The organism is Cupriavidus lacunae, from assembly GCF_003353055.1.
GTDB lineage: Bacteria > Pseudomonadota > Gammaproteobacteria > Burkholderiales > Burkholderiaceae > Cupriavidus > Cupriavidus lacunae.
Genome location: NZ_QKWJ01000110.1, coordinates 1 through 21,812 on the forward strand (window position 1 = coordinate 1; position 21,812 = coordinate 21,812).

Genomic DNA, 21,812 nt, shown 5'->3' on the forward strand with positions numbered 1-21,812 from the left:
TATTCGCCGCAACTTGGATGGAGTCCTGCTGCGCGGTTACTATCCGGGCCTGGACGTGGCAGTGAATTCGTCCATCAAGGCCGATTATAGGTGTGCAGTCTCTCCCGCCGCTTCATAGCCAACTCGTCCCCCTCACCCAAAGAAATCACATCCCTCTTTCATTTACACCTCGAACCACCACAAACCGATCTTGCTATAAGGCGAGGCTCCTTATAGGTGGTGTTGGTGGTTCGGGCGGAGGTGCTTGCCGTTTTGCGTGGTTGGCCGTTCGACCCTGCTACGCACCCTGTCCGGTGCCTACGTCGACGGACTATTGGACGAACCCGACTTTAGGCTATTGGNAAGGCACTGGCACGGAGTGCGTCGCTGCGCTCGCACGGCGTTCTCGTAATGCCGGGCCGAAGGCGCAAATCAGGACGTGGTCCGCAGCTCTGCCACGTTAGGGCCGGCGCGAAGCGCAGCCGAAGGCGTCCCTCCGCCGCGGTGGTTAGCAGGCTGCCAACCGCCTAAAGTCGGGTTCGTCCAATAGTCCGTCGATGTGGGCACAGACAGGGTGCGTAGCAGGCCCGAACCACCAACCACATCGAACGGAAATCACCACCGCCCGAACCACCAACACCGTGGAATGGGTGGCCAGCCGCCAGAGGCGACGCGCTTTTTGGTTACTTTTTGTCGCTCGGACAAAAAGTGACCCGCCCAGCAGGGCGGAACCAGGCGCTTAAACCTACGACAACATAGCAATAACCCCCACCCCTCAACTCACCCGAAACCCCACCTTCAACGTAACCTGATAATGCGCAATCTTCCCATCCGTAATATGCCCACGCGTCTCCACCACCTCGAACCAGTCAATGTTCTTGATGGTTTCACTAGCCTTGGCAATAGCACTCTGGATAGCCTGGTCGCAGCCGTCGGGCGATGAGCCGACGATCTCGACCAGCTTGTAGGTATGGTTGCTCATATCCCTCTCCTTGGCAGGCGGACCCGCGGGGGTTAGATCCATCATAGGCGCCGGGCACGGCTAGCCCAAGGATCGCGCGGTGGCATGCCGATGCTGCACCGCGTGCGTCCACGTGCAGATCCTGTTACACAATCCCCCTTTGCCAGTGGCGTATGCGACTGCTACGCTGCGGACCCGCCCCGACAGCATGCGGCGCGCGGCGCGCGCATGCTGTCATTCACCGACGCAAAGATCCGCCGTGACATACCGATTCATTCGCCGGGCCGTGCTGGGCCTGGGCCTGGCCGCCGCCGTGTCGGCCTTCACCTCGTTCAGTCCCTTCGCGCTGCTGGCGCACGCCCGTTCGGCTTCCACCTTCGACCAGGTGTCCGAAACCATCGCCAACAGCATCAGCGAGACCTTCAACGAGGCTGTCGCCAATCACTTCCCCACGCGCACCGGCAAACCGTCACAGCCGACCCAGCCGGCGCAGCCGCCGGATGCGAAGCCGGTGCCGAGCAAGCCCTTTGCCGACGGCAGCGGCTACACGCTGTGCTTTGTGCCCGATGGCGCGAGTTGCCAGGCGCTGCTGGTCAATGCCATCCGCAGCACGCGCCATCGCCTGCTGATCCAGGCCTATTCGTTCACCAGCGCACCGATTGCCGAGGCCGTGGCGCAGGCGCACAGGCGCGGCGTGGACGTGCGCGTGATCCTGGACAAGAGCCAGCAGTCCGAGCGCTATACCAGCGCCACCTTCCTCAAGCACGCCGGGGTGCCGGTGGTGATCGACAACAAGCCCGCGATCGCGCACAACAAGGTGATGGTGTTCGACGACCAGGCAGTCTTCACCGGATCGTTCAACTTCACCAAGTCGGCGCAGGAGCGCAATGCCGAGAACGGCATGCTGATCCGCGGCGATGCCGCGGTGGTCAGGGCCTACACCGACAACTGGAACAAGCGCTACCGGCAGTCGCGGGCGTACTGACGGCCGCGGCGGTCGGGCGCCCTGCCCTGCATGAAGCGGCGCGCGGTGGCAAACTTGCGGGTTGGCGCGGCGGCAGCCGCCCGTTTCCTGTGCAAAGCCTTTCCGGAGAGCCCTTCCCATGACAGCCATTCCCGACAGCCAGTGGATCCGCGTCGACACCAACGCGGGCAGCTTCGATGCCTACCTGAGCCTGCCGCCGGCAGGCGTGAAGTCCGGCGCGCCGGGCATTGTTCTGCTGCAAGAGATCTTCGGCGTGAACGAGCATATCCGCGCCGTGGCCGACCAGTATGCCGCCGACGGCTACGCGGTGCTGGCGCCGGACGTGTTCTGGCGCCAGGCGCCGCGCGTGCAGCTGGGCTACGAAGGCGATGACATGGCACGCGCCATGGCGCTGCGCAAGGCGGTGGACGTGCCGGCCGCGCTGGACGATATCGCCGCCACGGTGCAGGTGCTGCGCCAGCACACCGGCGCCGGCAAGGTCGCCGCGGTGGGCTATTGCTTCGGCGGCCTGCTGGCGTACCTGAGCGCGGCGCGCGGGCTGGTGGATGCGGCCGTGCCCTACTACGGCGGCGGCATCCAGAGCCAGCTGCAGGAAGCTGCGAATATCCGCGTGCCGGTGCAGTTCCACTATGGCGCGCTCGACGCGCATATCCCGCCCGATGCCGTGCAAGGCGTGCGCGACGCGATGGCCGGCAAACCCGACAGCGAGATCTTCGTCTATGAGGGCGCGGACCACGGCTTCAACTGCTGGGCGCGCGGCTCCTACCACCAGCCCAGCGCCGCCCTGGCGCACGGGCGGGCGCTGGTATTCCTGTCGGGAGCGCTGTAGTCCCACCCCGAGACGCCGCCGCCTTGCCATGGCCGGGCGGCAGCCTTTATCCTCGGCGCTTGGCTTCAAGACTTGCTGGACCCCAAACCATAACAATGGAGACCACCATGCAGTCAGAGCAGCAGCGCACCCTGCGCAACACCATCCCCGACGCCATTGCCCGCGCCGTGCGGCGCAACCCGGGCAAGACCGCGATCCGCTTCGGCGAACGGGCCTGGACCTACCGCCAGCTCGATGAAGCCGCGGCCCGCGTGGCCGGCGCGCTGGCGCAGTGGGGCCTGCGCCCCGGCGATCGCGTGGCCGCCTTCGGCAAGAACTCCGACGCCTATGTGCTGCTGTGGCTGGCCTGCCTGCGCAGCGGCCTGATCCATGTGCCGGTCAATTTCTCGATGACGCGCGCGGAGGCCGAGTACATCGTGACGCAATCGGGCGCCAGCGCGGTCTTTGCCGATCCGGCGCTGGCCGATCGCGTCGACGGCCTGCCCTGCAAGGTCAGCGGCACGCTGCACCGCGGCACGGCTCGCGATGTCCTGATGGCAGCCGCCAACGGCCCCGTCGCACCGGTGTCCGAAGCGCTGACCGACACCACGCCCGCGCAAATCCTGTACACCTCGGGCACGACCTCCGCCCCCAAGGGCGCCGTGCTCACCCATCGCGCGCTGCTGGCCGAATACGTGAGCACCATTGCCGCCTGCGATATCCGCGAATCGGATGACTCGCTGGCCGCGCTGCCGCTGTACCACTCGGCGCAGATGCATGTCTTCCTGATGCCGCTGCTGCTGTGCGGCGGCACCACGCTGATCGCCGACAGCCCCGAAGCCGGCTATTGCCTGCGCACCATCCACGCCGAGGACATCACCAGCTTCTTTGCGCCGCCGACGGTGTGGATCGCGCTGCTGCGCCATGCGGACTTCGATCCGGCGCGGCTGGGCTCGCTGACCAAGGCCTACTACGGGGCCTCGATCATGCCGGTGCCGGTGCTGCTGGAGCTGCAGCAGAAGCTGCCGGCGCTGCGCTTCTACAACTGCTACGGCCAGAGCGAGATCGGGCCGCTGGCCACGGTGCTGGGGCCCGACGAGCATGCCGCGCGCCCGGCGTCCGCGGGACGGCCGGTGCTGAACGTCGAGACCCGCATTGTCGACGAGACCATGCGGGACGTGCCGCCTGGCGAGCTGGGTGAGATCGTGCACCGCTCGCCGCAGCTGCTGACGCAGTACTGGGACAAGCCGGAGCAGACCGCCGAGGCCTTCGCCGGCGGCTGGTTCCATTCCGGCGATCTCGGCTACCTGGACGCCGAGGGCTACCTGTATGTGGTGGACCGGATCAAGGACGTGATCAACTCAGGCGGCGTGCTGGTATCGAGCCGCGAGGTGGAAGAGTGCCTGTACACGCATGGCGCAGTGGCGGAAGTGGCCGTCTTTGCGCTGCCGCACCCGAAGTGGGTCGAGGCGGTGACTGCCTGCGTGGTGCGCAAGCGCGGCCATGAGGAGACCAGCGAGGAAGCACTGATCGCCCATGCGCGCGATGCGCTGGCGCCGTTCAAGGTGCCCAAGCGCATCGTGTTCGTCGCGGACCTGCCGCGCAACACGGCGGGCAAGCTGCTCAAGCGCCAGCTGCGCGAGGATTACGCGCAGCTGTTCGGCACCGACTGACGCAATCAGTACGGCACGGCAACGCCGTTCTCGATCTTGACGCGGTCGCCGATGCGCATCTGGTAGGCGTTGGACTGCGTCAGCGTCAGGTAGGCGTTGTCGCTGGTGCGCACGCGCACGCGGTAGGCCGTGGCCGAGGATCCGGTGTGCTTCTCGACCTCGTTGCCAGCCACCGCGCCCGCCACGGCGCCGCCGATGGTGGCCACGGTATTGCCGCGGCCGCCGCCGACTTGGTGGCCCAGCAGCCCGCCCACGATGCCGCCGACCACGGCGCCCGCGCCGCTGGTCGAAGGCGCCTGGCCGGGCACCACCTCGATTGCCTCGACCCAGCCGTAGCGCACGCCGTAGGCCTGGTTGCCGTAGTTGTTGCCGTAGCTGCCGTCGGGGTAGGACTGCTGAGGATACGACTGCTGCGGATAGGAAGACTGCGGGTATTCCTGCTGGGGATAGCCTTGCTGCGGGTAACCCTGTTGCGGATACCCTTGCTGCGGATAGCCCTGCTGCGGATAGCCCGATGCCTGCGGGTAGCCCTGCTGCGCCGGGTAGCCGCTGACGGTGGTGCTGCCGCCATAGCTGCTGCTGCCGTAGCCGCTGGTGTTATAGCCACCACCGTAGCTGCCGCCGTACCCTCCGCCATAGCCGTTGTCATAGCCATACGGCGTGGCACACCCGGCCAGCGCACCGGCGCCAAGCACCGCAAGCACAACCGAACGAAGGGGGATGGACATGTCAGGACTCCTGCGCGCTGCGCGTGTTGGGGAATGCGCGCGAGTCTAGGGCCGCCGGCGTTCAGCGGGTGTCACCGGAGCTTGTGATTGGTAACCGCCTGTAACCGGCTGTGGCGCCGGCCTGCGGGGGCTCAGCCGCGCTCGGGGCCGTCGTCGTTGAACTGAGTGATGCGGGCTACACGAAACGCGCCCCGCAGCGATTCCAGCTCGGTCCGGTGCAGCATCGCCAGGCGGTTCAGGTAGCGCTCGCCCTTGGCCAGCAGGTGCACCTGCACCACGCGGCGATCCTCGGGGTTGAGCCGGCGCTTGACCAGCCCCGCCGCCTCGCAACGGTTGACCAGCGCCACCACGCCGTGCTGCTTGGCCTGCAGCCGTTCGGCCAGCTCGCCGACCGAGGCCCAGTCCTTGTCGGCACAGCCGCGGATATGCAGCAGCAGCAGGTACTGCTGCACGGTCAGCCCTTCCTCACGCGCGGCGTCTTCGGAAAAGCGCAGGAAGCGGCGCAGCTGGTAGCGGAAATCTGACAGTGCCTCGAAGTCGGCCTTGGTAAGCGGTGGGGAATTCCGTGACGAGGCGGACTTGCTGGGCATAGGTGGGCAAAAAGCGCGAAAAGGAAAGTGGGCGCGGGGGCAACGCGCAAGCCCCGGCAGGCGGCCGAAGCCGCAACCGGGGCGCTCGCAATTATAGGGGCCGCGCAGCACGCCGCCAGCGCCAGCCCGGCCAGGCCGCGTCGGCGCAATCCGGTTTGCGCCGTGCGCGCGCCCGGCTATGGCAGAATCTGTGCGGTTGCAGACACCTTCACCCGTCACCGGAAAACGCACCGATGTTCTCGGAAATCGCTCTCTTCCTGCTGGATACCGTCTTTACCCTGTTCGGCATGGCGCTGTTGCTGCGCGTGTGGATGCAGCTCACGCGGCTGCCCACGCGCAACGCGGTCTCCCAGGGGGTGTTCCAGATCACCGACTGGCTGGTGCGGCCGCTGCGCCGGGTCATCCCGGGCGTGGGCGGCATCGACTGGGCCACGATAGTGGCCGCCTGGCTGACCGCGGTGGTGTTCCTGGCGCTGGTCGCGCTGATCAGCGGCCTCGACCTGCTCGGCTTCCTGCCCGCCATGCTGCTGACCGCCTTGCTCTATATGCTGAAGTGGGCCATCAGCCTGGTGATGTGGGTCGTGCTGCTGCTGGCGATCCTGTCGTGGGTCAACCCGCATTCGCCGATCACCCCGGCCATCGACCACCTGACCGCCCCGGTGCTGCGCCCGATCCAGCGCGTGGTGCCGCGCCTGGGCGGCTTCGATATCTCGCCGCTGGTGCTGTTCGTGGTTGCGCAGGTCCTGCTGATGGTGATCGCGCGACTGGGCGCCGGCGTGTTCGGCCTGCACTACTGACACACGGCGCAGGGGTCACGCGGGATATTGTCCACAGGCCTGGACAGTGTTTCGCGGTTTGGCCCTTTTTCTGACCAGTCTGAAGTCCTACATTACAGGTCAACGCGGCGCTCACGCCACGCTCCCTGCCAAGAAGGACTACACCATGAAAACCATCACTCAACGCCGCAGCCTGGCGCTTTCCCTGTTGTGCGCCGTCGGCCTGTCGTTCGCCGCCGCCGTCCACGCCGCTGAACCCGTTTCCGACATCGCCCGCCTCGACGGCAGCATCGCCCACGTGGGCAAGGCCGATCCGTTCCTGGACGGCGCCAAGATCGGCCGCGTCGATCCGTACACCGACGGCGCCCGCGTCGGCAAGCCTGACCCGTTCACCGACGGCGCCAACGTCACCGACCGCCGCGACGCGTTCACCGACGGCGCCTGAGGCACAGCAGGTTCCCTTGCCACGGCCCCAGCCGTGGCGGCCCGCCAGCGCCCTCAACCCGCCGGGCGGGCCTCTCCCTCCGCCAGCCCTGTCGCGGCTGCACCCGTTCCCGCCTCAAGTCCCGGCTCGCTTCCCGTCCCGGCTCCCGCCTGCGGCGCCAGTTCCGACACCATCATCGATTCGATCGCTTCCATGAAGGCGCGCACCTTGCGCGGCTGCAGGCGCCGGTCCGGCAGCAGCGCGAACACGCGCAGCGGCGGCAGAGGATAGTCAGGCAGCACGCGCACCAGGCGCCCTTGCGCGATCTCGGCCTCGCAATAAATGACCGACAGCCGGGCGATGCCCAGCCCCGCCAGCGCGCCCTGCAGGCGCAGTTCGGCGTTGTGGGTCTGCATGCGCGGGCGGATCGGCACGGACACGGTCTGGTCGTCGCGGGTGAATTCCCAGACGGTGTCGCCGGGCGTGGTCAGCGTCGGCATATTGGCCAGGTCTTCCGGGCGCAACTGCGGCGGCAGGCTGACCGCCAGCGCCGGCGCGGCGAACAGGCCGCGTTCGACGTGATAGATGCGGCGCGCCACCGTGCCGGAATCCGGCAGGTCGGTATCGACGACGACGAAGGCCACGTCAAACCCGTCGCGGATCGGATCGACCAGGCCCTGGGTGATTTCCACGGCCACATCCAGCGCCGGATGCGCCGCCAGCGTGCGGCAGATCACGCCGCCCAACTGCTGGGCGCCGAATTCATAGGGCGTGGCGATGCGCAGCACGCCCTGCACGCGCTCTTCGCGCGCCAGCGTTTCCTGGCGGATCTCGCGCAGCCGCGCAAACAGCGGGGCCACATCGCGATAGACCGCCTTGCCCGCATCCGTGAGGCGCATGCGCCGCGTGGTGCGCTCCAGCAGCTTGGCGCCAATGGCGGTTTCCAGCCGCGCCACGGCGGCCGAGACGCGCGACTTGGGGCAGTCGAGCTGCTCCGCCGCGGCCGTGAACGTCCCCTGCTCGACCACGCAGCAGAACGCCTCCCAATCATTCCATTGGATTGTTTCGTTCACCGGACAATGTTTCCCTGACAAGCTGTAGTTCTCGACGGCAGGCCTACATTATGCTTGAGCGATGCAACAAACGCCTGTCCCGGCTGGACCGGACGCCTTAGCCCCCGCAGTTCCAGCAGCCCTAGCCCCCGCCACCGCCCCGGCCCCCACGCCCCCGCGCATGCAACTCGCCAGTCACCCGGAATTGGGTCACTGGCGTCTTTCATTGTTCGGCCTGACGCTCGGGCTGGTGACCGGCATCGACTTCTCTTCCACGCTGATGATGGGCGTGGCCAGCCAGCATATCCAGGGCGGCGTCGGCGCCGCACCGGAAGATTATCTGTACGCGATCTCGGCCTACGCGGCCACCGCGGTGCTGATGAATATGGTGCTGGACCAGGTCGCGCGCCGCACCACCTACAAGCGCTTCACCATGGGGTCGCTGCTGGTGTTCATCCTGGGCTCGCTGATCTGCGCCGAGTATGCCAGCCCCACCGGGCTGATCACCGGCAAGGCGGTGCAGGGGCTGGGCGCCGGCGGCCTGTTCGCGGCCTCGCGCATCCTGGTGCAGCTGGTGTCGACGCCGGCCGAACGCGGACCGCTGATGCTGCGCTTCGCCGGCGGCGCGTTCTCGATGCTCGCGATCACGCCCTGGCTGACCAGCATCTTCCTGGACGATATCGGCTGGCGCGCGGTGTTCCTGTTCCAGGCCGGCATTGCGCTGCCGGTGCTGCTTTCGGTGGCGCTGACCTACCCGACGCGCGCCCCGCGCGACCCGCACCCGCCGGTATCGACACTGGACTGGCCCGCCGCCATCGCCGCCGCGCTGGGCGCGCTGGTGTTCCTGCACACCCTGCAGGAGATGCGCTACACGCGCTTCTTCAGTTCGCTGGAGATGCCGCTGGCGGCGCTGTGCGGGCTGGCGCTGTTCGCCTTCAGCGGCTGGCGGCTGTATCGCCATCCGGACCCGTGGATCGACTTCTCGCGACTGGCCGGGCGCCAGTATCTGTACGGGCTGGGCTTCTACACGCTGTATTACGTGCTGTCGTCGGCCTGGTCGTTCCTGCTGCCCTCGCTCACGCAGACCGGCCTGGGGCTGACCTTCCGCACCACCTGCATGCTGCTGTCGACCAGCGGCACGGTGTCGACCATCGGCGCCATCGTCATCACGCTGGGCATGGCACTGGTATTCCGCAAGCGGCGCGTGATCGCCATCGGCTTTATCGTCTACGCCTGCGCGGCGATGCTGCTGTCGCACCAGCTGATGCCGGGCGCGCCGGACTACGCGCTGGTGCCGGTGGTGCTGCTCGAAGGGCTGACGCCGGTGCTGCTGATGGTGCAGGTGGCGTCGATGACCTACCTCGAAGTGCCGGTCGAGGACTTCTCGCACGCCTACCAGTTCAAGAACGTGTGCAAGCAGATCGCCTCGGCCATGGGCACCGGCCTGGCCAGCGTGTTCATGCAGGACGGGCTGGCGCAGCACCGCACCCATCTGGTGGAGCACATCACCCGCTTCAACCCGGTGCTGCAGGCGCCCGATGCGCTGTCCGCAACCGGTCTGGCCAGGATCTCGCTGGAAGTCGACCGGCAGGCCACGCTGCTGGCCGGCATGGACATGCTGCACGGTTTTGCCGTGTTGTGCGTGGTCGCGGCGGTATTCGTGCTGGTGCAGCGCAGCTTCCGGTAAGGCCCCCTCGCCAGTCGGATAACGGTGTGGGAGACAGCATGGCGGCTGCGCTCCGCATGGGGCGTCGCCAGGCCATGTCCGGGCCCGGCACTGGCGCAATCCCGGCATTTCCTCTACCCTTTCGGCCTTTCCGTGCCAATCCGGCGAACCGTGCCGGACTACGTAGATGGCCAGTCCCGCCGATTCCCGCCAGACCCCGACGCAAGCCTCACAGACCGCCGACAGCGCCGCCACGCCCGAAAAGCCGAGCGACAGCTATGTGCAGTCTTTTGCACGCGGGCTGTCGGTCATCCGGGCCTTCAACGCGCAGCACCCCGCCCAGACCCTCACCGAGATCGCCCAGGCGAGCGGCCTCACGCGCGCCGGCGCGCGTCGCATCCTGCTGACGCTGGTGGGATTGGGCTACGTGCAGGCCGACGGGCGCCTGTTCCGCCTGACGCCCAAGATCCTGGACCTGGGCTTCGCCTACCTGACCTCGATGCCGTTCTGGAACCTGGCCGAGCCGATCATGGAAACGCTGTCGCAGCAGGTGCATGAAAGCTGCTCGATCTCAGTGCTGGACGGCACCGAGATCGTCTACGTGCTGCGCGTGCCGGCGCGCAAGATCATGACCATCAACCTGTCGATCGGCAGCCGCCTGCCGGCCTATTGCTCGTCGATGGGGCGGGTGCTGCTGGCCGGCCTGACCGAGCCCGAGCTCGACAGCGTGCTGCGCGCCACCGATCTGCGCGCGCGCACCGGGCGCACCGTCACCGACATCGGCGCGCTCAAGGCCATCGTGGCCGATATCGGCAAGCGCGGCTGGGCGCTCAACGACCAGGAACTGGAAGAAGGGCTGGTATCGCTGGCCGCGCCGATCCGCAACCGCGCCGGCCACACCATCGCCGCCATCAATATCAGCGGCCAGGCCAACCGCACCAGCGCGCAGGAGATGCTGGAGCGCTTCCTGCCGCCGCTGCTGGAGGCTTCGGAGAAGATTTCCGGGCTGGTCGGGCTGCGCACCTGAGCGCAGCCGCGGGGTTCAGACTGCCGCGGGCAAGTCCACGCTGCCGAACTCGGCCGAGCGCGTGCCGTCCAGCGGCCGGTTGCTGGCCCCGAAATACGCGAACGCCACCGACAGCTTGACCCCGTTGGACGCATTGCGGCCGGCGGCATGGAACAGCCGGCTGTCGAAGAACAGCACGTCGCCGCGGTGCAGCGCCAGCGGCTGCGCGGCATCCAGCAGGGGCTGGCTGGCCGGGTGGGCCTCGATCAGGAATTCGGCCGGGTCCAGCTGGCCGGGCTCCAGCTTTGCCTGGTGCGAGCCGGGGATGACGCGCAGCACGCCGTTGCGCTCGTCTTCGTCGCCCAGCGCCAGCCACACCGTCACCAGTTCCGGCCGGGCAAACGACCAGTAGCGCGTATCGCGATGCCAGCCGGTCTGGCTGCCGTAGTGCGGATGCTTGGTCATCACGCAGTTGTGATGCGCCAGCGTGATGCGCGCGGGCTCGCCCAACAGCGCCTGCACCACCGCCACCAGCTTCGGGTCGCTGGCCCAGCGGCGGAATACCTCGTCGCGCCCGTAGGCCTGGCGCAGCCGCCTGACGGTGCCGCCGCCGGCAGCATCGCGCGCGGGCGGCGCGCCCGGATAGCCCAGGTCGGCCTCGAACTCCACCGGCGGCACCGCCGCCGCCAGGTGCTCGCGCGTCACCGCCTCCAGCGCCGCGCATGCCGGCTCATCGGCAAAGCCACGCAGGATCACGAAACCGTTGGCATGGAAGGCCTGCACCAGGCGCGGCAGCGCGCCGGCATCGGCAGACAGGACGGAGGAAGGCAGGTCGGCGCAGGGATCCAGCGAGGTCATTGCAGCAGGCGCGGCACGGGCAGCGGAAAGAGGAATGGGAAGGGCCGCGGTGGCCCGACAGGCTCATGATGCCAGAACCGGCGCAATCTGGCGCAGACGCTGCACCATAACCATGCAGGCAGCCCTGGGCCATCCACGGCTTCCGTACGGAAACAGACGGTGCCGCGTGCCGCCCACGCCGCTACAATGCGTTATTGTCCGATATTCCCTGCAACTACCCCGCATTTCTCACCATTTTGCGCCGAGGCCCAACGTGACTGCTCGCCCACGCATCGTCGCTTCGCTGGCCGAGGCCCAGGCCCAGCTGGGCCGCATTGTTCTTGGCAAGCCGCAGCAGGTGCGGCTGGCGCTGGCGTGCATGCTGGCGCGCGGCCACCTGCTGCTGGAAGACGTGCCCGGCGTGGGCAAGACCACGCTGGCCCATGCGCTGGCGCGCACGCTGGGGCTGCAGTACCAGCGCGTGCAGTTCACCAGCGACCTGCTGCCGGCGGACCTGATCGGGGTCTCGGTCTTTGTCCGCGATGCCGGCGAGTTCCGCTTCCATCGCGGCCCGGTGTTCGCGCAGATGGTGCTGGCCGACGAAATCAACCGCGCGCCGCCCAAGACCCAGAGCGCCCTGCTCGAGGCCATGGCCGAGCGGCAGGTGACCCATGACGGCACCACGCACGCGCTGCCGTCGCCGTTTTTTGTGATCGCCACGCAGAACCCGCTGGAGCAGATCGGCACGCATGCCCTGCCCGAATCGCAGCTGGACCGCTTCACCATGCGGCTGTCGCTCGGCTACCCCGACCCCGCCTTCGAGCGCGTGCTGTACCTGGGCGGCGCCAGCGCGCCGGAGCTGCCCGCGGTGATGGATGGCGCCCAGGTGCTGGCGCAGCAGGAGGCTGCCGCACAGGTGTACGCCAGCCCGGCACTGGTCGATTACGTGCTGGCGCTGGTGCAGGCCACGCGCAGCCACGGCGGCTTTGCCGCGGGGCTGTCCCCGCGCGCCGGGCTGGCGCTGCTGGCCTGCGCACGCGCGTGGGCCCTGCTGGTGCAGCGCGACATGGTGCTGCCCGAAGACGTGCAGGCGGTCTTCACCGCCGTTGCCGCGCACCGGTTGTTGCCCGCCGGCGCCGGCGGCCACGCAGCGGTCGACACCCAACTGGCCGCGCTGTTGGCCGGCGTGGCGATTCCCTGAAGACCATGGCGGCGCGCAAGGGCGTGCTCGGCGGCGCGCCAGGCATCGCACAGCGCCGCAGGGCAAGCCGGCGCCCGACCGGCGCAGCCGGCGGCACCGTGCAGCTGGACCGCCGCCATCTCTATATCCTGCCCACGCGCGGTGGCATCGGCTTTGCGGTGGTGCTTGCCGCAATGCTGCTGACCTCGCTGAACTACAACATCAGCCTCGGTTTTGCGCTGACCTTCATGCTGGCCGGCATCGGCATGTCGTGCATGTGGCTGGCCTACCGCAACCTGCTTGACCTCGCCGTGGCCGCGGGCCCGGTGACGACGGTCCATGCCGGGCAGGATGCCGTGTTCCAGGCGCGCGTCGACAGCCGCGACGCCAACGCGCGCATCGGCATCGAGGCCCGCGTGCCCACGCTGCCAGACGTGGCCACCGCCGTGCTGACGCTCGATGGCAACGCCAGCGGCATGCTGGCCCTGCATGTGCCGGCGGCGCGCCGGGGCCGGCTGGCACTGCCGCGCGTGGCAATCGCCAGCCGTTTTCCGTTCGGGCTGTTCCGCGTCTGGAGCTATGTAGACCTCGAGATGTCGACGCTGGTCTATCCCGCCCCTGAAGCCAATGCCCCGCCGCCGCCCGCCGTGCACCGCCCCGACGATGGCGACGGCGCGCATGCGGCCGCCAGCGCGACAAGCAGCGACGACGGCATCGACCAGCTGCGCCGCTACCGCAGCGGCGACCCGCTGCACCGCATCGCCTGGAAGCACAGCGCGCGCACCGGCCGCTGGGTAAGCCGCACCGGCGATCCGCCGCAGCTACCGGCCCGCTGGCTGGACTGGCACGTGCTACCCGCCGGCATGGAGGCCGAGGCCCGGCTGTCGCGCCTGTGCGCGTGGCTGCTGGCCGCCGGTGACGATGCCGAGATCGGCCTGCGCCTGCCCGGCGTTGAACTGCCGCCGGCGCGCGGTGCCAGCCACCGGCGCGCCTGCCTGGAAGCCCTGGCGCTGTGGCCACAACGGCCTGCCGCTTACCGGGCCGAAGTCCGCCCCGGGGATCGCGCGTGAAGCCCGTCGCGCGGCCGCTGCGGCATGAAGACCATGGCCTGCTGCTGGGCCAGCTGGCGCTGGTGCTGGCGCCGCAGGCGCGCACGCTGCCGGTGGCGGTCAGCCTGCTGCTGGTGCTGTTGCTGGGGTGGCGCTGGCTGCTGTGGCGGCGGCGCGCGCCGCTGCCGTCGCGCTGGATGCTCGGCACGACCGCGATGCTGGTGCTGCTGGTGGCCAGCGCCCTGGTGTGGCAGGACGGCGGCGGAATGGGGCGCGAGCTTGCCGTGGCGCTGCTGGGCGCTTTTGTCATCCTCAAGCTGCTGGAATGCCGGGCACTGTCGGACGCGACGCTGGTCACGCAGCTGTCGTTCTACCTGCTGCTGACGCTGTACCTGTCCGACCAGCCGTTCTGGCTGGCCCTGTACAGCCTGGCGATCGGCGCGTGGGTGCTGCGCAACTGGCTGCTGCTGCACCACCCCGAGGCGCGCAGCCGGCTGGCGATCTGGCCGCTGCTGGGACGCATGGCGCTGCTGGGGCTGCCGTGGGCGCTGGCGCTGTTCGTGCTGTTCCCGCGGCTGGAGCACCCGCTGTGGCAGCTGCCGCAACCGGCGCCAAGGGGCACCACCGGCATCAGCGACACCATGCGGCCGGGCAGCGTCGGGCAGCTGATCCGTTCGCCCGAAGTCGCCCTGCGTGCCGAAGTTGCCGGCCCGCCGCTGCCCGCGGCGGCGCTCTACTGGCGCGCGCTGGTGCTGTGGGAATACGACGGCACCACCTGGCACGCGTCGCGGCAGCGCCGGCAGCAACTGGCGCCCGCGCCAGTTGACGGCAAGGCGGATGGCATCGACATCAGCATCACGCTCGAGCCCAGCCAGCAGCGCTGGCTGTTCGCGCTGGACCGCGGCCAGGCGCTGTCCGCCGGCGTGGATGCCGCCGCCACGCCCGACGGCGAGTTCATGGCGCGCCGGCCGGTGGACCAGCGCATCCGCTACCGCACGCATTCCACGCTGTCGCCCGCGCCCGAATCGCTGACACCCGCCACGCGCCGGCTGGCCCTGAGCCTGCCGCCCGGCAATCCGCGCGCCCGCGCGCTGGCCGCCCAATGGGCGGAGCGTCATGCCGATCCCGGCGCGCGCGTGCAGGCCGCACTGCGGCTGTTCGCGTCGGCGCCCTTCGCCTATACGCTCAGCCCGCCGCCGCTGGGCAGCGAACAGGTCGACAGCTTTGTGTTCGACACCCGGCGCGGCTTCTGCGAGCACTACGCCGGCAGCTTCGTCTTCCTGATGCGCGCCGCCGGCGTGCCCGCGCGCGTGGTCAGCGGATACCAGGGCGGCGAGTACAACCCCATTGGCAATCACTACGTGGTGCGCCAGTCCGATGCCCATGCCTGGGCCGAAGTCTGGCTCGACGGCCGCGGCTGGGTGCGCGTGGACCCGACCGGCGCCGTCGCCCCCAGCCGGATCGAGCAGGGGCTGGATGCGGTAGTGGGCAGAGACGCCGCCGACTGGCGCCCGTCGCAGCAACCGGCGTGGCTGAAGGACTTGCGCTGGGCCTATGAGGGCGCCGTCTACACCTGGCAGCGCTGGGTGCTGCAGTACGACCATGCGCAGCAGCAGCGGCTGCTGCTTGCACTCGGCGCCGGCGTGGGCGCCGGGCAGTTGCTGGCCGGCGTGCTGGGCATGCTGTGCCTGCTGGCGCTGGTGCCACTGTGGCGGCGCCGCGGGCCGGAGGACCCTGTCGAGGCGGCCTATGCCCGCTTCTGCGCCCTGCTGGCCCGCCACGGCTGCGAGCGCGCCCAGGCCGAAGGCCCGCAGGACTTCGCCACGCGCGCCAGCGCGCGGCTGCCGCGCGCGGCCGGCGCGATCGCTGCCGTCAGCGCCGCCTATGTCGGCTCGCGCTACGGCAACCTGGCCGCCGCGCGCCAAGCGCAGGCGCTGGCAGCAATGCGCGCAGGGATTCGCGAGATCGCCGCAGCCTTGCGGCATTAGGCCCCCCGGCAGGATTAGCTTCGTTTGATATAATTACATTTGAAACTATATCGAATGTAATCGATCCGCCGCCCGCGCGGATCGCAACGCCTCCCGCCATGTCCTTTGAGCAACGCATCGACCGCTTCTGCGCCAGCCATCCCGAAGCCCCGCGCGACCTGATCCTGGCCTCCAGGCTGCTGCTGCGCACCGCGCGCCTGCTGCGCGGCCATATCGACCACGCGTTGGCCCCCTTCGAACTGGACATGAGCCAGTACCTCCTGCTGAGCATGCTTGCCGCCGATGAGAACCAGCCCAGCATGCCGTCCGAACTGGGCGCCACGCTCGACGCCACGCGCACGCAGATGACGCGGCTGCTGGACGGACTGGAAGCGCGCGGGCTGCTGCGCCGGCGCGCGTCGGCCAGCGACCGCCGCAGCCTGGAGCTGACCCTGACTCCGGCCGGCCGCCGGTTGCTGGAACGCGCTGCGCCAGTGGTGCATGCCGCCTACGGCGATGCGTGGGCGCCGCTCGGCGCGGGTGGCCTGGCCGGCGCCACGCGCGTGCTGACCCAGCTGCACCAGACCCTGGAGGGGCTGCAGCCATGAATCCCGGTTCACCCTGGCAGCCGCTTTGGAGGCTGCGCGTCAGCATGCGGTGGCTGCGCTGGTTGAGCCACCGGCAGCGCCAGACCCTGCTGATGATGCTGCTGGCACTGGCCACCGGCGTGGAGTTCCTCGAGAACATCATGTTCGTGTTTGCCTCCAGCCATATCGTCGGCGGCCTCGACGCCGACCCGCGCAGCTTCGCGCTGGTGCAGGCGGCCTACGCGGTGGGCAGCATGCTGATGATCCTGAAGCAGCAGTGGCTGTCGCGCCGGTTCGGCTACCGCTACTACCTGACAGGGGCATTGCTGCTGTTCATGGCCGGCACGGTAGTGGCCGCGACCAGCCATGCGCTGCCGCAGATGGTGGTGGCGCGCTTTATACAGGGGGTGGGCGGCGGCGCGCTGTTCACCAGCTGCCGCATCCTGGTCAACGTGCTGTTCGGGCCGACGGCGCGCCCGCGCGCCACCCGCATTTTCATGATCGGCATCTTCTCGGCGTCGGCACTGGGCCCGGCCTTTGCCGCCGAGCTGATCGACCATGGCGTATGGCAGGACGTGTTCTACGGCGTGCTGCCGTTTGCCGCGCTGGCTACGCTGGGCGCCTGGCTGCTGCTGCCGGATGCCGAGCCGCGCGCCGATGCCGGCGGCAGCGGCGGCCCCGCGCTCGGCCCGCTGCTGCTGTTCGGCGCCGCCATCGTGACGCTGCAGGCGGCGCTGACCGAGGCGCGCTTCGACGTGTTCTCGCACCCGCTGCGCCTCACGCTGGTAGCCGCCGCCGGGCTGGCGCTGCTGGCCGTGTTCCTGTGGCAGCAGTGGCACCACAGCGAGCCGGTGCTGCACCTGCGCGCGCTGCGCCAGCCGGTGTACCTGACCGGCCTGGCGATGTATTTCGTCTACTACATGATCAGCAACCTGAGCGGCTACCTGTTCCCGATCTACGCCGAGCAGGCGCTGAAGATCCCGCTGGCCACCACCGGCTGGCTCAATACCTTTGCCGCGCTGGTCAGCCTGGCCGGCATTTTCGTCTACCTGCAGGTGGCGCCGCGCCTGACGCGCAAGAAGCCCCTGATGGTGGCCGGCCTGCTGCTGATGGCCGCCACGGCATGGTGGTTCTCGCAGATGCCGCCCGATGCCGGCCCGCCGGCGCTGGCATGGGGACTGGTCGGCAAGGGGCTGTTCGGCGTGCTGGTGATCATCCCCATCGCCGGGCTGACATTCCGTGCGCTGGGTCCCGATGAATTCGCCCACGGCTACCGCAGCAAGAACCTGATGCGGCAAATCGCCAGCTCCTTTGCCTCGGCACTGGGCGCGGTGCTACTGCAGAACCGCCAGTTCGCCGTGCATGACAGCCTGCTGCACGCGGTGGGTCAGCGCCCTGCCGAGACCGGGCAATGGATGGCCGCGATGCAGGCGGCGCTGGCCGCGCGCGGCTTCGATGCGGCGCAGGCACACCAGGGCGCGCTGGCGCAGCTGAGCGGGCTGATCGAGCAGCAGGCCAGGCTGATTGCCTGCGAGGACATCTATCGGCTGATTGCCGTGCTGGCGCTGGGCGCGGCGGCGTACATGCTGCTGCAGCGGCGGCTGGCTTAAAGCCTGCGCGAAATGGCGACACCGGTCCTGTCAGGACTGAGCTGACTGCAGGTCAGGCTACGGGGCTGCTGCGGGACGACTGCGGTAATCAGGGAGACGCGATGGCACCGCGCGCGAGGCGTTGGCGCGGACGGGTCGCAATGCCGGCTGACGCGGCACCGGCGAAGTACCTGCTCAGAACAGCGACAGCTGGCGCATGCCGAAACCGATGGTCTCTTCCACGCGCGCACGGGCGTGGGCCAGCGAGCCTTCTGCGCCCGAGTAATTGCCGGCGGCCCAGTGGTAGACCACGGGGATCTCGCCGCGCTCGGACAGGCGCACTTCGCCAAGCTTGTCGCCGCGTTCGTTGCGGTAGAAATGCGAGCGGTAGCCACGCTCCCAATGGGGAGCGACCACCTTCTTGCGCCGCCGGGGCTTCGGCGCGGAGCCGGCGCTGGACGTCGTGGACGTCAGTCGCCGCGCTCTATCGGTACCCGGCAGCGGGGCGCGGGTGAAATCCAACTGCATAGACTTCCTCTTTGTCGATTCAGCAGAACCAGGGCCGGCGGGGGCTGCCGCCGCATGCTTCGTGCATCGCAGTCGAGATGATACCTGCTGGCGCGCTTTCTGTAAGCAGTTCGTTGCGCTGAATCCCGCCTCCAATAAGGCTTAGCGGGCCGTATACCCTGCTTGTATACGTGTCGGTATACGTGCAGGTATACGGCCCGCGGAGGCGGCAAAGCCTTGCCGGTTAACGGCTTGCGGACAGTCTGCAGTGTCCGCCGCAAGCCATTGACGTCAGCCCAGATCGAGCGGGATGAAGATGCGCGCATCGTCGCGCTGCACCAGCAGCGCCACCTGCTTGCCCGATTTGCCCACCAGCGTCCTTAGCTGATCGACCGATGCGATCGGCGTGCCGTTGAGCGACAGGATCACGTCGCCCGGCTGGATGCCGACGCGCGCGGCGGGACCGGTCACGTCCTCGACCACCAGGCCGCCTTCGATACCGCTGTCGCGCTTCTCCGCCGGCGTCAGCGGGCGCACTGCCAGCCCCAGCCTGCCGCTGGCCTCGTTGCCGCCACGCTTCTGCGCCACCGCCTGGTCCTTGGCCGTGCCCACCGTTACCGACAGCGTCATGGGCTGGCCCTTGCGGATGACCTTCAGCGAGGTCTGCGTGCCCGGCTTGATATCGGCCACATGCTCGGGCAGGTCGCCAGAATGGTCGATCACGTCGTTGTCCAGCTGCACGATCACGTCACCGGGCTTCAGGCCGGCGCGCGCGGCCGGGCTGTCGGGCTCGACCGAATTGACCAGCGCACCCGCCGGCTTGGGCAGCCCGAACGATTGCGCCAGCGCCTGGTTGACCTCTTGCACGCTGATGCCGAGACGCCCGCGCGTGACCTTGCCATGCGCCACCAGTTGCTGCTGCACCTTGGTGGCCACGTCGATCGGGATCGCGAACGACAAGCCCTGGTAGCCACCGGTCTGGCTGTAGATCTGCGCGTTGATGCCGACCACCTCGCCACGCTGGTTGAACAGCGGGCCGCCCGAGTTGCCGGGGTTGACGGCCACGTCGGTCTGGATGAACGGCACATAGGTATCGTCCGGCAGCGAGCGCGACTTGGCGCTGACGATGCCCGCGGTCACGGTGTTCTCGAAGCCGTAGGGAGAGCCGATCGCCAGCACCGGCTCGCCCACGCGCACCTGCGAAGGATCGCCCAGGCGCACGGTCGGCAGGTTCCTGGCATCGATGCGAATCACCGCCACGTCGGTCTGCGGGTCACTGCCGAGCACTCTGGCCTTGAACTCGCGCCGGTCCGTCAGCTTGACGGTGACTTCCTGCGCGCCGTCGACCACGTGCGCGTTGGTCAGGATCAGGCCATCGGGGCTGACGATGAAGCCCGAGCCCAGCCCGCGCACGAGTTGCTGCTGGCCGCCCTGCGGACCCTGGAACTGCGGCCCGAACCGCTTGAAGAACTGGAACAGCGGGTCATCCGGATCGATGCCCTGCGGCATCTGCGCCGCGGTGCGCTGCGCGCGCGCGGTCACGCTGATATTGACCACGGCGGGCCCGTACTGTGCCACGATGCTTGAGAAGTCCATCGGCATGGCCATGGCGGCCGCCGGCTGTGCCGCCGCAACGACCGGCGCGGGGGCCGCGTATCCCGGCGTGATGACTTCCTTCTGCAGATAGGCGTAGCCACCGCCAAGGGCGGCCAGAGCCGCGATACCAACGGCCGTGCGAGCAATGGTCTGGCGCATCATGTCGTGTTCCTTTCCTTTGAGCATCAGGCGTCGGCACTGTGCGACGCAACACGGTCATGCTAGCGGCCGAGACTTAAAACAGACTTAAGGTTCGGCACACCGACATGCGTGTATGGGTCACTTTCAAAGAAAGAACAAAATTTATCTTGCGCACAATCTAATTGCGTCTAATATATCGACATGGAACGCGACAACGACCCCTCCACCGACTGGCTTTTGCTGGATCGCCAACTATGCTTTGCGCTGTATTCGAGCTCGTTGGCCATGACCAAACTCTATAAGCCTTTACTAGGTGAGCTTGGGCTTACTTATCCGCAATATCTGGTGATGCTGGTGTTGTGGGAGACGGAAACGCTGACGGTCTCGGAACTCGGCGCCCGGCTGGCGCTGGACTCCGGCACGCTGACGCCGCTGCTGAAGCGGCTGGAAGCGGCGCGGCTGGTGACGCGCACCCGTGATGCAGCCGATGAGCGGCGGGTGCTGGTCAGCCTGACCGACGCCGGCCGCACGCTGCGCCAGCGCGCGGCGCGTATTCCTGAACAGATGTTGTGCGCCACGCAGTGCCCGATCGAAGAGATCCAGGCCCTGACGCAGCGCCTGCATTTATTACGGTCGAAGCTTGAACAAGCGCGGACCGATTCCAGCCTGCCGGACTGACGACAGGCATTGACGCCCCCTCGGGCAACCAAACCGGAGCCTTAAATGCAACTCGAAAAAGTCCTTTATACCGCTCATGCCACTGCCACCGGCGGCCGCGACGGACGTGCCGTGACCTCGGACGGCCGACTCGACGCCAAACTGGCGGTGCCCAAAGAGATGGGCGGCGCTGGTGACGGCCTGAATCCGGAACAACTGTTCGCTGCCGGTTATGCAGCCTGCTTTATTGGCGCCATGCGCTTTGTCGCAGGCCAGCAGAAAATCTCGGTGCCCGCCGATGCCTCGATCGAAAGCGCAGTCGGCATCGGCCCGATTCCGCAAGGTTTTGGCATCCAGGTCGAAATGAAGATCTCGCTGCCGGGCTTCGAGCGCGCGGCTGCCGAGAAGCTGGTGGAGCAGGCACACCAGGTGTGCCCGTACTCGAACGCTACCCGCGGCAATATCAACGTGACGTTGACTGTGGTCTGACGCAGACAGTTAGAAAAAACGGCCCGTGTCGCCATGGCTACACGGGCCGTTTTGTTTTGTATTGCGTCCCCTATTGCTCCCGATCCACTGCCGGGAGCTGCGCGCAAAATGCACGCTTCTGCATCGAACTCATCCGCTTGATCTCGATTTCCGCCTTCAACGCCTCGGATTTCGTGTCGAAGCGCAGTTGGCCCAGCACGCGGATGGGCTTGCGCGAGCGCGTGTATTTGGCGCCTTTTCCCGACTGATGTTCGGCAAAACGGCGTGCGACATCGGTCGTGATTCCGGTGTAGATGGAATCGCCGGTGCATTCGAGCAGATAGAGATACCAGGCGCTGTCAGCCGACATAGAGAGAAATGAAGTACAGCGGTAATGGTATTACGCCTGTGCGGCGACGGCGAGCGGCACATTTGCGCCGCGCCAAAGCAAAAACCCCCAGCCTTTGGGGCTGGGGGTTCTGCGGTATAAGAGCCTGGCGATGACCTACTTTCACACGGGTAATCCGCACTATCATCGGCGCGGAGCTGTTTCACGGTCCTGTTCGGGATGGGAAGGGGTGGTTCC

The 21,812-nt window shown here is 68.1% G+C and carries 22 protein-coding genes and 1 rRNA gene; 14 read left to right on the forward strand and 9 right to left on the reverse strand.

All coding sequences use genetic code 11. From position 1 onward, the window contains the following. Nucleotides 1-754: 754 nt before the first annotated feature. Nucleotides 755-961: a dodecin gene (locus tag DN412_RS38430; protein WP_115216328.1), complete on the reverse strand. Its 207-nt coding sequence runs from the start codon at nt 959-961 to the stop codon at nt 755-757. 238 nt (nt 962-1,199) lie between these two features. On the opposite strand from DN412_RS38430, the gene DN412_RS38435 reads away from it, so the two are divergent. From DN412_RS38435 to DN412_RS38445, 3 genes are all read left to right on the forward strand, one after another. Continuing rightward, on the forward strand, nt 1,200-1,925 hold the full coding sequence (locus DN412_RS38435; protein ID WP_244223025.1) for a phospholipase D family nuclease: 726 nt from the start codon (nt 1,200-1,202) through the stop codon (nt 1,923-1,925). A gap of 118 nt (nt 1,926-2,043) precedes the next feature. Next, the gene (locus DN412_RS38440; protein WP_115216330.1) at nt 2,044-2,754 is read left to right on the forward strand and encodes a dienelactone hydrolase family protein; all 711 of its coding nucleotides are present in this window, start codon (nt 2,044-2,046) and stop codon (nt 2,752-2,754) included. 107 nt (nt 2,755-2,861) lie between these two features. After that, complete coding sequence (locus DN412_RS38445) at nt 2,862-4,406, forward strand: acyl-CoA synthetase (protein WP_115216331.1); 1,545 nt, start codon at nt 2,862-2,864, stop codon at nt 4,404-4,406. A 5-nt stretch (nt 4,407-4,411) separates the two neighbouring features. On the opposite strand, the gene DN412_RS38450 is transcribed toward DN412_RS38445, so the two are convergent. Continuing rightward, nucleotides 4,412-5,134 carry a glycine zipper 2TM domain-containing protein gene (locus DN412_RS38450; RefSeq protein ID WP_115216332.1) on the reverse strand — a complete coding sequence of 241 codons (723 nt, stop codon included), beginning with the start codon at nt 5,132-5,134 and terminating at the stop codon, nt 4,412-4,414. A gap of 131 nt (nt 5,135-5,265) precedes the next feature. Then, nucleotides 5,266-5,724 (reverse strand): MarR family winged helix-turn-helix transcriptional regulator, encoded by a 459-nt coding sequence (locus DN412_RS38455; protein ID WP_115216333.1) that lies wholly within the window; start codon nt 5,722-5,724, stop codon nt 5,266-5,268. A 233-nt stretch (nt 5,725-5,957) separates the two neighbouring features. Between DN412_RS38455 and DN412_RS38460 the strand changes: the two genes are divergently transcribed. Both DN412_RS38460 and DN412_RS38465 read left to right on the forward strand, forming a co-directional pair. Further along, on the forward strand, nt 5,958-6,521 hold the full coding sequence (locus DN412_RS38460; protein WP_078198801.1) for a YggT family protein: 564 nt from the start codon (nt 5,958-5,960) through the stop codon (nt 6,519-6,521). Nucleotides 6,522-6,666: 145 nt separating this feature from the next. Next, nucleotides 6,667-6,945 (forward strand): hypothetical protein, encoded by a 279-nt coding sequence (locus DN412_RS38465; protein WP_115216334.1) that lies wholly within the window; start codon nt 6,667-6,669, stop codon nt 6,943-6,945. 53 nt (nt 6,946-6,998) lie between these two features. Here the strand turns inward: DN412_RS38465 and DN412_RS38470 are convergent, their stop codons facing one another. Further along, a complete protein-coding gene (locus DN412_RS38470; protein WP_115216335.1) occupies nt 6,999-7,997 on the reverse strand; it encodes a LysR family transcriptional regulator in 999 nt (332 codons plus the stop codon). A 61-nt stretch (nt 7,998-8,058) separates the two neighbouring features. Here DN412_RS38470 and DN412_RS38475 point away from each other — a divergent pair, with 61 nt between their 5' ends. Together DN412_RS38475 and DN412_RS38480 are read left to right on the forward strand one after the other, a co-directional pair. Continuing rightward, on the forward strand, nt 8,059-9,663 hold the full coding sequence (locus DN412_RS38475; protein ID WP_078198798.1) for an MFS transporter: 1,605 nt from the start codon (nt 8,059-8,061) through the stop codon (nt 9,661-9,663). 166 nt (nt 9,664-9,829) lie between these two features. Further along, on the forward strand, nt 9,830-10,669 hold the full coding sequence (locus DN412_RS38480; RefSeq protein WP_115216336.1) for an IclR family transcriptional regulator: 840 nt from the start codon (nt 9,830-9,832) through the stop codon (nt 10,667-10,669). A 15-nt stretch (nt 10,670-10,684) separates the two neighbouring features. Here DN412_RS38480 and DN412_RS38485 read toward each other — a convergent pair whose 3' ends face one another. Then, nucleotides 10,685-11,506, reverse strand: coding sequence for a phytanoyl-CoA dioxygenase family protein (locus DN412_RS38485; protein ID WP_115216337.1), 822 nt, complete (start codon nt 11,504-11,506; stop codon nt 10,685-10,687). Nucleotides 11,507-11,759: 253 nt separating this feature from the next. Here DN412_RS38485 and DN412_RS38490 point away from each other — a divergent pair, with 253 nt between their 5' ends. The 5 genes from DN412_RS38490 (at nt 11,760) to DN412_RS38510 (ending at nt 17,878) form a co-directional block, all read left to right on the forward strand. Continuing rightward, nucleotides 11,760-12,686 carry an AAA family ATPase gene (locus DN412_RS38490; RefSeq protein ID WP_115216338.1) on the forward strand — a complete coding sequence of 309 codons (927 nt, stop codon included), beginning with the start codon at nt 11,760-11,762 and terminating at the stop codon, nt 12,684-12,686. Between the two features lie 5 nt (nt 12,687-12,691). Then, complete coding sequence (locus DN412_RS38495; protein WP_115216339.1) at nt 12,692-13,735, forward strand: DUF58 domain-containing protein; 1,044 nt, start codon at nt 12,692-12,694, stop codon at nt 13,733-13,735. Then, complete coding sequence (locus tag DN412_RS38500) at nt 13,732-15,702, forward strand: transglutaminase TgpA family protein (protein WP_115216340.1); 1,971 nt, start codon at nt 13,732-13,734, stop codon at nt 15,700-15,702. The genes DN412_RS38495 and DN412_RS38500 overlap by 4 nt, the downstream gene beginning before the upstream one ends. Nucleotides 15,703-15,800: 98 nt before the next feature. After that, entirely contained in the window at nt 15,801-16,289 is a 489-nt protein-coding gene (locus DN412_RS38505) for a MarR family winged helix-turn-helix transcriptional regulator (RefSeq protein WP_115216341.1), read from the forward strand. Next, a complete protein-coding gene (locus DN412_RS38510; protein ID WP_115216342.1) occupies nt 16,286-17,878 on the forward strand; it encodes an MFS transporter in 1,593 nt (530 codons plus the stop codon). The genes DN412_RS38505 and DN412_RS38510 overlap by 4 nt, the downstream gene beginning before the upstream one ends. A 174-nt stretch (nt 17,879-18,052) precedes the next feature. Here the strand turns inward: DN412_RS38510 and DN412_RS38515 are convergent, their stop codons facing one another. After that, a complete protein-coding gene (locus DN412_RS38515) occupies nt 18,053-18,385 on the reverse strand; it encodes a hypothetical protein (RefSeq protein WP_078198790.1) in 333 nt (110 codons plus the stop codon). A gap of 270 nt (nt 18,386-18,655) precedes the next feature. Further along, nucleotides 18,656-20,122, reverse strand: coding sequence for a DegQ family serine endoprotease (locus DN412_RS38520; RefSeq protein WP_115216343.1), 1,467 nt, complete (start codon nt 20,120-20,122; stop codon nt 18,656-18,658). 180 nt (nt 20,123-20,302) lie between these two features. On the opposite strand from DN412_RS38520, the gene DN412_RS38525 reads away from it, so the two are divergent. Then, nucleotides 20,303-20,779 (forward strand): MarR family winged helix-turn-helix transcriptional regulator, encoded by a 477-nt coding sequence (locus DN412_RS38525; protein ID WP_115216344.1) that lies wholly within the window; start codon nt 20,303-20,305, stop codon nt 20,777-20,779. Nucleotides 20,780-20,824: 45 nt separating this feature from the next. After that, nucleotides 20,825-21,247: an organic hydroperoxide resistance protein gene (locus DN412_RS38530; RefSeq protein WP_115216345.1), complete on the forward strand. Its 423-nt coding sequence runs from the start codon at nt 20,825-20,827 to the stop codon at nt 21,245-21,247. 70 nt (nt 21,248-21,317) lie between these two features. Here the strand turns inward: DN412_RS38530 and DN412_RS38535 are convergent, their stop codons facing one another. Together DN412_RS38535 and rrf are read right to left on the reverse strand one after the other, a co-directional pair. Beyond that, nucleotides 21,318-21,596, reverse strand: a complete 279-nt coding sequence (locus DN412_RS38535; protein ID WP_115216346.1) for a GIY-YIG nuclease family protein — start codon at nt 21,594-21,596, stop codon at nt 21,318-21,320. Between the two features lie 122 nt (nt 21,597-21,718). Beyond that, nucleotides 21,719-21,812 (reverse strand): 5S ribosomal RNA (gene rrf / locus DN412_RS46125); the annotation flags it as partial.

Coding starts and splice junctions, on each gene's coding strand:
- DN412_RS38430 (WP_115216328.1), bottom strand. CDS start 961: ATGAGCAACCATACCTACAAGCTGGTCGAGATCGTCGGCTCATCGCCC.
- DN412_RS38440 (WP_115216330.1), top strand. CDS start 2,044: ATGACAGCCATTCCCGACAGCCAGTGGATCCGCGTCGACACCAACGCG.
- DN412_RS38445 (WP_115216331.1), top strand. CDS start 2,862: ATGCAGTCAGAGCAGCAGCGCACCCTGCGCAACACCATCCCCGACGCC.
- DN412_RS38450 (WP_115216332.1), bottom strand. CDS start 5,134: ATGTCCATCCCCCTTCGTTCGGTTGTGCTTGCGGTGCTTGGCGCCGGT.
- DN412_RS38455 (WP_115216333.1), bottom strand. CDS start 5,724: ATGCCCAGCAAGTCCGCCTCGTCACGGAATTCCCCACCGCTTACCAAG.
- DN412_RS38460 (WP_078198801.1), top strand. CDS start 5,958: ATGTTCTCGGAAATCGCTCTCTTCCTGCTGGATACCGTCTTTACCCTG.
- DN412_RS38465 (WP_115216334.1), top strand. CDS start 6,667: ATGAAAACCATCACTCAACGCCGCAGCCTGGCGCTTTCCCTGTTGTGC.
- DN412_RS38475 (WP_078198798.1), top strand. CDS start 8,059: ATGCAACAAACGCCTGTCCCGGCTGGACCGGACGCCTTAGCCCCCGCA.
- DN412_RS38480 (WP_115216336.1), top strand. CDS start 9,830: ATGGCCAGTCCCGCCGATTCCCGCCAGACCCCGACGCAAGCCTCACAG.
- DN412_RS38485 (WP_115216337.1), bottom strand. CDS start 11,506: ATGACCTCGCTGGATCCCTGCGCCGACCTGCCTTCCTCCGTCCTGTCT.
- DN412_RS38495 (WP_115216339.1), top strand. CDS start 12,692: ATGGCGGCGCGCAAGGGCGTGCTCGGCGGCGCGCCAGGCATCGCACAG.
- DN412_RS38505 (WP_115216341.1), top strand. CDS start 15,801: ATGTCCTTTGAGCAACGCATCGACCGCTTCTGCGCCAGCCATCCCGAA.
- DN412_RS38510 (WP_115216342.1), top strand. CDS start 16,286: ATGAATCCCGGTTCACCCTGGCAGCCGCTTTGGAGGCTGCGCGTCAGC.
- DN412_RS38515 (WP_078198790.1), bottom strand. CDS start 18,385: ATGCAGTTGGATTTCACCCGCGCCCCGCTGCCGGGTACCGATAGAGCG.
- DN412_RS38520 (WP_115216343.1), bottom strand. CDS start 20,122: ATGATGCGCCAGACCATTGCTCGCACGGCCGTTGGTATCGCGGCTCTG.
- DN412_RS38525 (WP_115216344.1), top strand. CDS start 20,303: ATGGAACGCGACAACGACCCCTCCACCGACTGGCTTTTGCTGGATCGC.
- DN412_RS38530 (WP_115216345.1), top strand. CDS start 20,825: ATGCAACTCGAAAAAGTCCTTTATACCGCTCATGCCACTGCCACCGGC.
- DN412_RS38535 (WP_115216346.1), bottom strand. CDS start 21,596: ATGTCGGCTGACAGCGCCTGGTATCTCTATCTGCTCGAATGCACCGGC.